10 protein-coding genes are annotated in these 12,214 nt (G+C 63.5%); 3 read left to right on the top strand and 7 right to left on the bottom strand.

The features are described from left to right. Window positions 1-3: 3 nt before the first annotated feature. Both AC51GT_RS03455 and AC51GT_RS03450 read right to left on the bottom strand, forming a co-directional pair. Window positions 4-1,656: an ammonium transporter gene (locus tag AC51GT_RS03455; protein ID WP_496323980.1), complete on the bottom strand. Its 1,653-nt coding sequence runs from the start codon at window positions 1,654-1,656 to the stop codon at window positions 4-6. Window positions 1,657-2,560: 904 nt separating this feature from the next. Next, window positions 2,561-3,025 carry a hypothetical protein gene (locus AC51GT_RS03450; protein ID WP_496327860.1) on the bottom strand — a complete coding sequence of 155 codons (465 nt, stop codon included), beginning with the start codon at window positions 3,023-3,025 and terminating at the stop codon, window positions 2,561-2,563. 526 nt (window positions 3,026-3,551) lie between these two features. Here AC51GT_RS03450 and AC51GT_RS03445 point away from each other — a divergent pair. Beyond that, the gene (locus tag AC51GT_RS03445; protein WP_496327859.1) at window positions 3,552-3,665 is read left to right on the top strand and encodes an Ltp family lipoprotein; all 114 of its coding nucleotides are present in this window, start codon (window positions 3,552-3,554) and stop codon (window positions 3,663-3,665) included. A gap of 69 nt (window positions 3,666-3,734) precedes the next feature. Here the strand turns inward: AC51GT_RS03445 and AC51GT_RS03440 are convergent, their stop codons facing one another. Then, window positions 3,735-5,852: an oxidoreductase gene (locus AC51GT_RS03440; protein WP_496327858.1), complete on the bottom strand. Its 2,118-nt coding sequence runs from the start codon at window positions 5,850-5,852 to the stop codon at window positions 3,735-3,737. A gap of 121 nt (window positions 5,853-5,973) precedes the next feature. On the opposite strand from AC51GT_RS03440, the gene AC51GT_RS03435 reads away from it, so the two are divergent. Both AC51GT_RS03435 and AC51GT_RS03430 read left to right on the top strand, forming a co-directional pair. After that, window positions 5,974-6,603 carry a DUF1353 domain-containing protein gene (locus AC51GT_RS03435; RefSeq protein WP_496327857.1) on the top strand — a complete coding sequence of 210 codons (630 nt, stop codon included), beginning with the start codon at window positions 5,974-5,976 and terminating at the stop codon, window positions 6,601-6,603. A 164-nt stretch (window positions 6,604-6,767) separates the two neighbouring features. After that, window positions 6,768-7,559, top strand: coding sequence for an SDR family NAD(P)-dependent oxidoreductase (locus tag AC51GT_RS03430; protein WP_496327856.1), 792 nt, complete (start codon window positions 6,768-6,770; stop codon window positions 7,557-7,559). A gap of 31 nt (window positions 7,560-7,590) precedes the next feature. Here AC51GT_RS03430 and AC51GT_RS03425 read toward each other — a convergent pair whose 3' ends face one another. From AC51GT_RS03425 to AC51GT_RS03410, 4 genes are all read right to left on the bottom strand, one after another. Then, on the bottom strand, window positions 7,591-7,770 hold the full coding sequence (locus AC51GT_RS03425) for a hypothetical protein (protein ID WP_496323974.1): 180 nt from the start codon (window positions 7,768-7,770) through the stop codon (window positions 7,591-7,593). Window positions 7,771-7,917: 147 nt separating this feature from the next. Beyond that, entirely contained in the window at window positions 7,918-8,925 is a 1,008-nt protein-coding gene (locus tag AC51GT_RS03420) for a cytochrome d ubiquinol oxidase subunit II (protein WP_496323973.1), read from the bottom strand. Continuing rightward, on the bottom strand, window positions 8,922-10,352 hold the full coding sequence (locus AC51GT_RS03415) for a cytochrome ubiquinol oxidase subunit I (RefSeq protein WP_496327855.1): 1,431 nt from the start codon (window positions 10,350-10,352) through the stop codon (window positions 8,922-8,924). Before AC51GT_RS03415 ends, AC51GT_RS03420 begins: the two co-directional genes overlap by 4 nt. A gap of 114 nt (window positions 10,353-10,466) precedes the next feature. Further along, window positions 10,467-11,975 carry a Mur ligase family protein gene (locus tag AC51GT_RS03410; RefSeq protein ID WP_496323971.1) on the bottom strand — a complete coding sequence of 503 codons (1,509 nt, stop codon included), beginning with the start codon at window positions 11,973-11,975 and terminating at the stop codon, window positions 10,467-10,469. Window positions 11,976-12,214: the final 239 nt, after the last annotated feature.

Below are 12,214 nucleotides of genomic sequence, written 5' to 3'. Positions count from 1 at the left end.
TGCTCATCGAGGTACGGGTCCCTGCACATCTGAGACCGGCAGAACGAGCATCTCGACGAGACCGTCACCGAGGTCCGACAACGACTTCTGTACCTCGGTGAGCGACTGAGCGGGTGTCAAGATCTCGACCCGGACGCGCGGCGTCATCGTCACCCGGCGGGATTGCCCCCGAACCATGTGATCGACCGGGCCCGCCGTGGTGACGAACACCTCCGAGACCACGGCTCGACGTGCCCCGGCGGCGAGTACCTCCTGCTCCACCCCTTCGGTACCGGCCGAAGTGATGACTGCGGTCACGAGATAGAGCCCCTCGCCGGCAACGGCGGCCGGTGGCGCCGGGATCGGTCGGGCGGCAGCGTCACCGGTCGGGATCGGAAGGACCGGATCCTCCGTGTACGCCGACATTCCCTGCTGGGTGGCATCTAGATGTTCTTCGTCGTCGGGGTTGGCACGCAGTCCGATGGTCTTGTCGACGGCAAGTGCGATCACGAGACTGAGGACAAACGCGAAGGCGATGACCGAGGCAAGGGCGAGCACCTGTTCACCCAGAAGCCCCCACCCGCCGCCGTGGAAGACGCCGTCGCGACCGATTGCATTGATCGCTTTCTCACCGAAGAACCCGACGAGCAGAGTGCCCAGGATGCCGCCGATGAAGTGGACTGCGAGTACGTCGAGTGCGTCGTCCACGCGGATCAGTTTCTTGAGTCCGAGTGCGAAATGACAGATGATGCCGGCGAGCACTCCGATGACGGCAGCCGACCAGGTATTGACGTAACCGGCTGCGGGCGTGATGGTTGCCAGGCCTCCCACCGCACCGGTCACTCCGCCGAGCACAGTTGCGTGACCCTCACGGAATCGCTCCATCACCAGCCACACCACCATCGCAGCTGCCGCCGCCACCTGCGTGTTGACCAACGCCTGAGCCGCAACTCCGTTGGCCTGCAATCCATCTCCGGCATTGAATCCGAACCAGCCGAACCAGAGGATGCCCGCGCCGACGATGACGAGTGGGATCGAGTGGGGCAAGGGCGCCCTGTCTGGCCACACCTTTCGCCGTCCGAGAACGAGCAGCAACGCCAGTGCGGCCGCGCCCGCCGATGAGTGAACGACTATGCCACCGGCCCAGTCCTGGGCCCCGCGCTTTGTCAGCCAACCCGCCGGCGCCCACAACCAGTGGGCGACCGGGGCATACACGATGACCGACCAGATGCCGATGAACACGATCCAGCCGAGGGGCTTGAGCCGACTGGCGACCGCACCCGTGGCCAGAATGGGAGTGATGATCGCGAACATCATCTGATAGGCAAAGAACGCCAGGGTCGGAATCGCGACGGTCGTGGTCACCACGTGCAGGTCCGGGTCGGGTGCCTCGGCGATGTCCTTGAGTGCGACGAAGCTGAAGTCGGCGATGAACCCGTTGGCCCGATCGTTACCGAACGCCAGCGTGTAGCCGAAGAGGAACCAGGTCAGAGTGATGACACCGAGCGCCACCATGTTCTGCTGCAGCATCACCAAGGTGTTGCGTCGACTGACCATGCCGGCATAGAAGAAAGCAAGGCCCGGTGTCATGAACAGCACGAGAGCCGCACACACCAGCACCCACGCGGTGTCGCCGCTGTTGATGTTTGCCGCCTCGGCCAGCGTCGTCGATGTCATCGGACATACCTCCGTGTGCCTGTTGTCGATCAGCGTTCGTGGGGACCTCTGGTGTGCGCGAGAAGATGCGAATAGGACTGAATCGTTCGGGCGATATCAGAACTAGCGGGGTTACGGGTGCGATGACAACGAAAGCCCCTCGGAGCGGGGCGAATCCCGCGATCTACCGACCGTGCGAATGAGAGACCGTGGCCAGGGTCAGAAGTCAGCGACGGCCACGACCTCGCAGGGTCTGAACGCATCGCGACCTCCGATCGTGACGCCGATCCGGTCCTCGGTCTTTCGCGGCACGCAAATTGGCCTCGGCTCGTTGCTGAAAGGCGACCATTTGCGATCCGAGTCGACACTACGCGTGCGATTAATCATCGGTCGCGAAATTGCGAGACTCGAAACAACGCGACGGAATCGATAACCCGATGCGCTCCGGGCGATGGATCCGAGCAGCGCGCCCGCAGGTAGGCGGAACCTGGCGATTCCGCGCATCATCGCGTGCCAAGCCGAAGACGCTGTTGCAGGACGGTTATTTTCTTAGATCCCTTACAGCGAAACAATTTGCTGCGAACCTGGATGAACGGAAACACGAAGGTCACGACCCCGTCGACCCATACCGTCAACCGTGTCGATCGTGTCTGCACCTCCTGACGCACGAGATACCACTCGTCGTGCTCGAAGCCGACCGGCCCGCACGTGTGGTCTGGTCATCCCTGTGGCCCAAGCGGCCCCGGATGCACAGATTGCATTCGACTTGCCCGCCGGCGCCGGCGGGACGAACCTGCGGTGGACGCTGCTCGTCGAGCCGCCAGCACCCGACGACCGCCGGTTCCGGCCCATGTGTCAGCGCATCGGCACGTCGATCAACGCAACCTGCGGTACACCTATGGGCAGTAACAGCGCTGCCGGAAGGTCAGTTGCTCGGCGCAACAACTCGGGCGAAAACGTACGTCCCGACAATCTTTCCGCTGATCGCGGTTTGCTGACCTGAGGAGAGGAACTTGTCTCGCGAGACCTCTGCGGTCTGCACAAATGTCGTGGAAAACGAGTGCAGGTTCCATCCCTCGCTGTGGATCGCATTCAGCGAATCAGTCGGAGAATAGTCTTGCCGACTGCTGTAGGCGCCGGCAGGGCTGACTGGCGCCGCCATTGTTGCGATAGTTCCGGTGATGTCGGTGATGTCCAAAGACAGCTGGAATAGGGAATCGCCTCGCGCATAGGCGCTTCGCGCCTGTCCCTGCGGAGATGCTTTGAACGCGTCATCCTTTCGCTGCTGCGCCTCTTTGGCTTCATGCGCCTGCCTATCGGCGTTGCGTTGTGCTTTTATGCGAGCCTTTTGGGCTGCAGTTTCGGGATCGTCTTGCTTGAAAAGTGCCATGGCCACATGATTGCAGACACATCCGAAGAAACCACCGAAGAAGTCCCAGTCCAGACGGTCCGCGCTCGGCGCTTGTGGTCTATTCGGAGGATATCGGCACGAAACTTCACTCGTACACGACGGAAGCTGTCGGCATCATCGAAGGCCGATGAGAGTGTCAACACCACCTCTCCTGACCGGTGTCTGAAAACCACAGCAACAAGCTCGTTTCGGCCGCGGCCCGATCAAGGTGCCGCCGGCGGGGTCACTTTCGTACTCGAACACGAGACGATCAACCTCAATGAAGGAATAGCCATGTCCGTGCCACCCGCTCCGCCCCCACCGCCGCCGGAGTATTCACAGCCCGGCTACCTGATACCACCGCCGTCTGCGCCGAAGAAGGCAAAGAAGTGGCCCTGGATTGTTGCTGGAGTCGTGGTGTTGCTGATTATCGTGGGCATCGTCGGTGGCGGAGGTGAGGACGACTCGAAGACCACCACGGCTGCAAAGACGACGACAGTCGACCTACGCCGTGGACAGTCTGAACGTGGACTGGAACAAGCAGGCCGCGCGCAGTGCTGAGCAGTATCTCGAGATCACGTCGTTCTCCAAGTCGGGCCTGATCGAGCAGCTGGAGTACGAAGGCTCAGCGCAGACATGACTCCGAAAATGTGCCCTTCTGGCGAACAAAAGCCCAGGTGGGCGCCGCCAGAAGGGCACATCATCGGGGTTACAGGGCTGTCGCGACCTTCCATGCGGTGTGCATCGCGCCCTCGATGTAGTCGACACTCATCGCGTCACCGACGACGTGCACGTCAGGTACCGAACCGACCAGTGCGTCGGCAAGTGGCGCCTTCGCCGAGACGCCCGAAGCCACGACAACCATGTCGGCCGGTGCCGTCATCGTCTTGTCACCGACGCGGAACTCGACGTACGCCTTCGTGATCCGCTGTACCGAGGCGTTGCGGTGGATCGTCACGCCCATTTCGTTCGCGTGCCGAACAGCGGTCCAACGCCGGGGCATCGCCATCGGTACGCCCAGTTGTGCCCCTTCTTCGAGCAGCGTGACGTTCCGGCCCCGGTCGGCGAGGAACTCCGAAAGTTCCAGTCCGACCAGGGAACCGCCGATCACCACGACGTCCCGGCCCATCGGCAGGATCTTGCGGGTGACGGTCCTGATCGCCGCGGGGCTCTTGGTGATGCCAGAAAGTTTGCCCAGCCGGCCCATGGTCCGCAGGAACCACGGCACCTGGGAGACGTCACCGGACCCGGTCATCAACGCACGCAGGGTATCCCCGGTATGTACGTGTGGCAGATCGCCGCCGGGGACCCCGGGTCGGTCACGGACAGCGCCGGTGGCCAGGACAACGACGTCCGGATCGAGTGCCTGGATTGACGCCACCGTGGCCTCGGTCTTCAAACGGATATCGACGCCGAGGCGCTCTACCTCCACCTTCAGCCACCTCAGCAGGCGCTGGTTGTCCGGCGTCGTCAGGCTCGAGAACCACAGGGTTCCGCCGAGACGATCGGACTTGTCCAGCAACGTGACCCGGTGTCCACGTTCAGTGGCCACGCGGGCGACCTCGAGGCCGCCCGGACCCGCTCCGACGACAACCACATGCTTGGATGTGGCCGTTCGCACGAACGGGAGCAAGGTCTCGTTGCCCAGTGCCGGGTTGACCGCACACAGTGGCGTGCCGTCCCAGAAGTTTTCCTGAACGCAGACATAACAATTGATGCAGGGACGGATACGCTCGGGCAGACCGGCCTTCAGCTTGGACACCAGATCCGGGTCGGCCAGCAACTGTCGGCCCATCGCAGCGAAATCGGCCTTACCGTCCGCCAGCGCTTTCTCGCCGACCTCGGGAAGCACGCGACCCACGGCGATCACCGGAACCGACACGGCCTTTTTCACCTCACCCGCCAGGTCCGTGTAGGCGCCCACCTTGTCCGGCAGCGGCCCATCGGTGAAGTTGGAGAACGGGTTACGGCCCCAGCCGGTGACATGGATGGCGTCGGCGCCTGCCGCTTCGAACAACGCAGAAGCCTGCGAGGCCTCCTCGGTGGTCAGACCGTCGTCCTCACCGAATTCTCGTCCGGCAACTCGAACGATGATCGCCAGCGAGTCCCCGACCTCTGCCTTGACCGCCCGAATGACCTCGCACGCCAACCGTGCCCGGTTCTCGAGGGACCCTCCGTAGCCGTCGGTACGCTTGTTGTCGGCGCGGCTCAAGAACCCACCGAGGACGTAGCCGTGCGCGCAGTGGATCTCGACAGCGTCACCGCCGGCCGCCTGCACCCGGCCCGCTGCCTCCGCGAAGCAGCGCACCAGCCAGTCGATGTCGTCCTGGGTGGCCTCGTGATAAGTGGCCTGCTTGCCGCCGGATACGGCAGCCATCTTCTTCAGCTCTTCGGGCGTGTTGTCCGCCAACGCGGACATGTCCCGCGGAGCATCCGGCGTCGAGGCCACCAGGAGCGGCCGTTCGTCGATCGTGTCGATTCGTGCCACCTTGCCGTGGTGCGTCATCTGCACACACAACTTGCTGCCGGTCGCATGGATGGCGTCGGCCAGTGCTTTGAGTCCCGGAATGAACCGATCCTCGGACAGACCCGGCTCCTTGGTGCTCGCGCACCCGACCGGGTAGGCAACAGCGCAGCAGCCGGTGATGATCAGCCCGGTTCCGCCGGCTGCCCGGGCCACGAAGTGGTCGATGTCGCCCTGTTCGATCTCCCCGTCGTCGCACAGGTTCATGTCCATCGCCGGGAGAACCACCCGGTTCGGAACCGTCATCGGGCCGATGGTGCCTGGTGCGAGGAGGTGCGGAAAGGTCTGGCTTCGGATCGTCACCCGCAGACAGTAGAACTGGACGGCACCCGATCGTGACCGCGTTCCCGATCACCGAGACTTGTCGAGTCCGGGATCAGACCGAATCGCCGCGCCGACAAAAGGACGGTGCCACAGTGGAACCATGGCCTCGACCCCGGCGACGCCGATCACGGTCCGTCAGCTGACCGCCCAGGAGCGAGAGCTGATCACCGACTCAGATCCCTGGAAATTCTGGAAGACGGTCGGCGCCATCGAGTACACGGGTGGACGCGGCGAGCACTTCTGCGTCGAATCCGGATTTCAGACTGATTTTGCCTCCGTACCAAGAGTTTTCGCCTGGTTCTTGCCGCGTTACGGTCGCTACACGCAGGCGGCGATTCTGCATGATCATCTGGCGGAGCGCGCACGAAAGACCGATTTTCCCTGGCGCGATGCCGACGGAATATTCCGCCGCGTGATGCGCGAGGACGGCGTCCCGTTCCTGCATCGCTGGGTGATGTGGGCAGGCGTGCGGTGGGGTTCGATCACCCAGTTCCGCACCGGCGGGCTGGAAGGTTGGTGGCGCGATGCTCCGCTGGTGCTGGTGGTCTCCGTCGTCGCGCTACCGGTATTGCTGACGCCCGTCGTCGCCATCACCCTGTCCTACTTGCTGTTCCTTGTTTATGAGGTGACGGCGTGGGCGGTGCTGGGCATCGGCCGATTCGCGGCGAGGGCGTTGGGCCGCACCCCCGAGAAGGAACTCAACAGACCGCACTTCACCAGTCACACGTGAGCTGCCATCACCGGAGGTCCGGCGTCCACAGTGCCTCGCGCCGGTCCCGGCTGGGCAGAGGTTTCCTGCTCGCCGCCTATGGGTATGTCGGTTGAACCCACCTGCACCTGAGCACGAGGGAGGTCCCGTATGCCCGACATCGTGACCCGGATGGAGGCAGCGCGATGACGCCGACCAGCTCCACGAAGCCCCTGGCCCTGATCACCGGCGCGTCGAGCGGGATCGGTTACGAACTCGCCCGACTGTTCGCTGCTGACGGCTATGACCTCATCATCACGTCCGACACCACGAAGATCGAGACCGCCGCCGACCAACTCACAACCGACGCGACCCAGGTGACGCCGGTGATCGCCGATCTCCGAACCGAAGACGGGGTCGTCGAGCTGTTCAGCACCGTCAAGGGGATCGGCAGACCACTTGCCGCTGCCGCGCTGAACGCCGGCATCGGGCACAGTCAGAGCTTCACCGACGCCCAGCTCGACGACCTCCTGTCGGTCATCGACCTCAATGTCCGTTCCACGGTGCACCTCGCCAAACTGATCCTCGACGATTTTGTCGAACGCGACGAAGGCGAACTGTTGATCACCTCATCGATCTCCGCCACGATGCCCGGGCCCTACCAGGCCGTCTACAACGCGTCGAAGTCGTTCATCCAGTCGTTCGCCGAAGCCGTCCACAGCGAGCTCAGCGACACGAATGTGACGGTCACAGCCCTGATGCCCGGGCCGACCGAGACCAACTTCTTCCATCGGGCCGGGTTGGACGACACCCTGTTGGGGCGCAGCAACAAAGACGATCCCGCCGCGGTTGCCCAAGCCGGATATCGGGCACTCAAGGACGGACAGCGGAAGATCGTGGCAAGTTCGCTGCTGTCGAAGACCATGGCCGCCGTCGATTCCGTCCTACCTGATGTCGCCAAGGCTGCGGCGCATCGAGTATTGGCACGGCCGCGATAGCCCAAGCCGGATCGGCCGCCGACGGACGCAGTCAGTCCGGGGGTTCGCTGTTGCCGGCGCGATCGTCGGCGATATCGTCGGTGCCCTCATGGGTCGCAGATGAGGGGTCTATCTTCTGTTCTGGATCCGGGGCGCTGACGTGCTTTTCTTCCAGGTCGTCCACCGTTTTTTCCAAGTCAGTACTTTGTGTTGCACGGTCCTTCTCAGCCAATTTCTCTCCCTACCTTCCAGCATCGAATTACCGGGACGAGCGGCATCACGTGCGTTTTCACGTACCTGATTCCTACCCAGCCCCACGTTGAAGGAAACCCGCCGGCGCGCGGCCCAGAGCCACCTCCCCGTTCTTCCGCGCGGCGTGTCAGCCTTCGGGTTCGGTCCAACGTTGTGTCTGCGTCAACCACAACAGGTAAGCGAGAGCGGGTACGACGATGACTGCGGCCAGCGCAACAACGATGAGGAGCCCGACCAACGTGGCATCGGCACCGGCAGCTTCGTCGATGGTGATCTCATCGACGAGCATCCACGGATATTGTCCGACACCCCAGCCTGCGACCACCGACCCGACAGCCAACGCAGCTGGGAGCCTGGCCAGCGAATATCTCCGTCGATAGAGCAGATACACCGTTGCCAAGCCGGCGACGGCCGCCAACACCAACAAGGGTGCTGCGGCACCGAGTAGTCCGTCGCTGAGGGTGGGCGCGTCCTCCAGGATGGGATAGAGGCCGGCAAAGACGACCACACCCGTGACCACACCGACCACAAGGGTCCGAGCACGAAGTTGCTCGGCGAGGTCGTCGATTCCAGCCCGGGCGGCGTCCGCGGTGAGAAACACACCGGCGAGAAATGCGCACGTTGTAACGGCCAGGACCCCGCCGATCAGCGAGGTCGGATTGACCCATGAACTGATCCGGTCCCCGTAGCCACCGGCAGGTACGCGACCCGAGGCGAGACTGCCGGCGACGGCGCCGAGGAAGAACGGGGTGATCAGCGATGAGCCCGCAAAGATGGCGCCGAACAATCGCGCCTGCGCCAGGGTTTCCGCATATTTTCGGAACGCAAACGCCGCCCCACGCAGCACGATCCCCGCCAAAGCCAGAGCAAGCGGGATGAACAGTGTTGTCATCGTATCCGCGAACGCGGCTGGAAATGCGGTCCACCAGATCACCAGCACATAAATCAGCCAGACATGGTTAGCCTCCCAGACCGGTCCGATGCTGTGGTCGATCAACGTCCTCAACTGGCTACCGCCACGACTGCCGCCGGCGGTGAGATCGTAGAAGCCGGAACCGAAGTCGGCGCCACCAAAGAGCGCGTAGGCGATCACTCCGACGAAAAGCGCGACAGCGACCACATCGGCGAGTGTCACGGCACTGTTTCCTTGGCCTCGCCCGGGTCGTCCGCACCTTCGCTTCCGGACAGAACTGCGGGTCCGTATGGGCTGGGCAGATCGTTTTCACCTGCCCGCCAACGTCTGGCCATCGATCGCAAGACGACGAACGCGCCGATTGTCATCCCGAGATAGATCACCAGAACTCCGCCGTAACTCCACCACAACCCACTACTCCTACTCGCGGCGTCGGTGGTGCGGAGGATCTGCCATACCGTCCACGGTTGGCGACCGACCTCTGTGGCTATCCAGCCGCACTCGAGCGCAATGATGGACAGCGGACCGGCTACCACCGCGAAGCGCAGGAACCAGCGGTTGTCGAGGAGGTCGCTCTTTCGCCAGCGAAACAGCCAGTAGAGCACCACGGAGAGCGCCAAAAGCGTTCCGATGCCAACCATCGCCTGGAACGCCAGGTGCGTGATATTGACCGGTGGCAGGTCATCGGGTGGTACCTGGTCGAGCCCAGGGACGGGAGCGTCCAGTGAATTGCGCGCGATGATCGAGCCGAGGCGCGGGATCGCCAACGCCCAGCGCACTTCCCCATCGATCCACAACCCGCCCAGGCGCAGCGGCGCGGGTCCTTCGGGCGTGGGCGACAGTTCGAATGCGGCAAGTTTCGCCGGTTGACTGTCGTTGACGCGCATACCCAGGAAATGGCCGATGAACGGTTGTGCGATCGCAGCAACCGACGCGAAGGTGAACGGGATCGTGAAACCCAGACGGTGGTGCCGATCGGTACGTCCGCGCAACATCCCCGCGGCGTACACACCGGCCACCACCAGGCCGACCAGCATGAACGCGCCCACCCACATGTGCAGGAACTGCAGCCAAACACCGTCATTGAACATCGCGCGCCACGGGTTGACGTCGGTGACCACTCCGTCGACGATCCGGAAACCGGTGGGATTGTTCATCCATGCGTTGACCGAGACAACACAGAACGTCCCGACAACGCCCGCTATCGCCATCGGGATGAGCATCGCCAAATGCCGGCGTGGTGGCATCCGATCCCAGCCATAGAGGTAGATGCCCAGGAAGATCGCCTCCACAAAAAACGAGAGTCCCTCGAAAGCGAATGGCAACCCCAGAACGTCACCGAACCGACCCATGAGGCCGGGCCACAGCAACCCCATCTCGAAACTGAGAACAGTGCCGGAGACCGCACCGATGGCGAACAGGACCGCTGATACCTTCGCCCACCGTTTGGCCAGGCCCAGGGCCACCGGGTCATCACGCACCAGGCCACGTCTGTGAACCACGTAGATCATGGACGGAAACGCCACACCGAAGCAGGCCAGAATGATGTGCCAACCCAGCGAGACCGCCATCTGCTGACGAGCGGGCAGCAGGCCGGGCGGTTCGCCGCCCGACGCAACATCGAACATCGACATGACTTCAACGATCATCGCTGGTCCCATGCTCGAACGTGGCTATCGGATGATCACGATCGTGGTAGAGCTACCGAGTTCCTCTCGACATTCTCCTCCAAACAGCGGTGCGAAACAGCCATCTTTCGAGGATCACCGCTTCCCGGCGATGGCGTGGTGGAGCTGCGCATGGTCATCGAAATAGGCGGTGTTCGCGCCGAACCGTTGAATGGTGTCGCTCCCGCGGCCGGCCACCACCAGCACATCGCCCGGCCCCGCGGCCGCCACCGCCAGATCGAGGGCCGTTCGTCGGTCGGGTTCTTCGACCACGCGAGCATGATGGGCTTGGCGGGCACCGGCCAGGACCTCTGATCTGATGGTTGCGGGGTCTTCATCTTCCGGGCTTTCGTCGGTGACGATGAGCAGGTCGGCCTGGCTTGCGGCGTACCGGCCCAACGGCCGCCGCTTGCCGCGATCGCGGCCCCCGGTGGCGCCGGCCACCACGATGAGACGACCGGTGGCCAGCGACCTCAAATACGGCAGCAGCGCTTGTTGTCCGGCAGTGTTGTGCATGTAATCGACGATGGCGGTGAAGGATTGGCCGGCGTGGACGGGCTCACACCGCCCGGGTATCGCATGCAGCGACGAGATGCCTTCCACCGCAACGTCAATGTCCACGCCCTCTGCGATCAGCATGGTCAGAGCGACCAGCGCATTGCCGACCTGATGCGGCCCCAACGCCTGCAACCGAACCGGAGCCCTCCCATATGGCGTCCACGCCATGAAATCAGAACCCGTTGCGGTCGAGATGATCCCGTCGGCGTACACGTCAGCGGCGCGGTCACCGGTCGCGCACGTCCAGACCTCGGTGGCTGCGGAGGTCGCCAAGCGGGCACCGTAGGAATCATCGACGTTCACCACCGCGAGGTCCGTGCGCTCGGGAGTGAACATGCTCGCTTTGGTGCCGTAATAGTTCTCCATCGTGCCGTGGTAATCGAGGTGGTCACGGCCCAGGTTGGTGAAGGCCATCGCCCGGTACCGGATGCCGTCGATTCGACGCTGATCGATGGCGTGAGAAGAGATCTCCATCGCGCAGGCGGTGACTCCCTCCCGGCGAAAGTGAGCCAGGGTGCGGTGCAGTGTCGTCGCTTCGGGTGTCGTGCGTTCGGGGACCAGATCGCAGCCGGGTCCCCTGATCCGGGCGCCCGAGATCAAACCGACCGTTTCTCCGGCGGCCTCGAGCCCGACGTCCAGAAAGTGTGCGGTGCTGGTCTTTCCGTTGGTACCCGTGACTCCGAATACTCGAAGGTCGGCAGTGCGGGTGTGATGAAACCATGCACACAGCGGCCCGACGACCGCTCGCGGATCCTCCACGATCACACTCGGCAGCACCGCCGAGGGACGATCGCTGATGACCACCACCGCGCCGGCGGCCCGGGCTTCGAATTCGAACTCCAGCCCATGCCATCGGTCTCCACTGAAGGCGACATAGGCATCACCCGGAGACAGCGTGCGCGAGTCGTCACCGACGTCCCGAACCACCACACGACCATCCCCCGGCCGGCCAACCAGTTCAGCACCGAGAAACCGGGCCACGGCGGACACGGTGATCCCTTCACTGCCGTCCGGACCCGGGACCGAACGCCCGGCGTATCGGCTCATCGCGCGCTCACCCGTGCAGGTGCGGTCCGCTGTCTGAAGTCGACCGGTCCACAGACGCTCACGCAGCGTGTATGCGATGGAACCAGCCGTTTCATCAGCGAGCGATACCCCGGGTCGAAGGGACGCAAACCACAGTCGCCCGGCTGCCGGCACTCGACTGCCCGTGACGCAGGACACCAAATGCGATACATGTCCGGTTGGAATAACCGTGCTGGGGCGGCAGTTGAAGGAATCGACGG

This window comes from Williamsia sp. z34 (assembly GCF_059553395.1).
Note: the sequence above shows the minus strand (reverse complement) of the source record. Positions and strands in the feature narration are given on the sequence as shown.

Coding starts and splice junctions, on each gene's coding strand:
- AC51GT_RS03455 (WP_496323980.1), bottom strand. CDS start 1,656: ATGACATCGACGACGCTGGCCGAGGCGGCAAACATCAACAGCGGCGAC.
- AC51GT_RS03430 (WP_496327856.1), top strand. CDS start 6,768: ATGACGCCGACCAGCTCCACGAAGCCCCTGGCCCTGATCACCGGCGCG.
- AC51GT_RS03415 (WP_496327855.1), bottom strand. CDS start 10,352: ATGATCGTTGAAGTCATGTCGATGTTCGATGTTGCGTCGGGCGGCGAA.
- AC51GT_RS03435 (WP_496327857.1), top strand. CDS start 5,974: ATGGCCTCGACCCCGGCGACGCCGATCACGGTCCGTCAGCTGACCGCC.
- AC51GT_RS03450 (WP_496327860.1), bottom strand. CDS start 3,025: ATGGCACTTTTCAAGCAAGACGATCCCGAAACTGCAGCCCAAAAGGCT.
- AC51GT_RS03410 (WP_496323971.1), bottom strand. CDS start 11,975: ATGAGCCGATACGCCGGGCGTTCGGTCCCGGGTCCGGACGGCAGTGAA.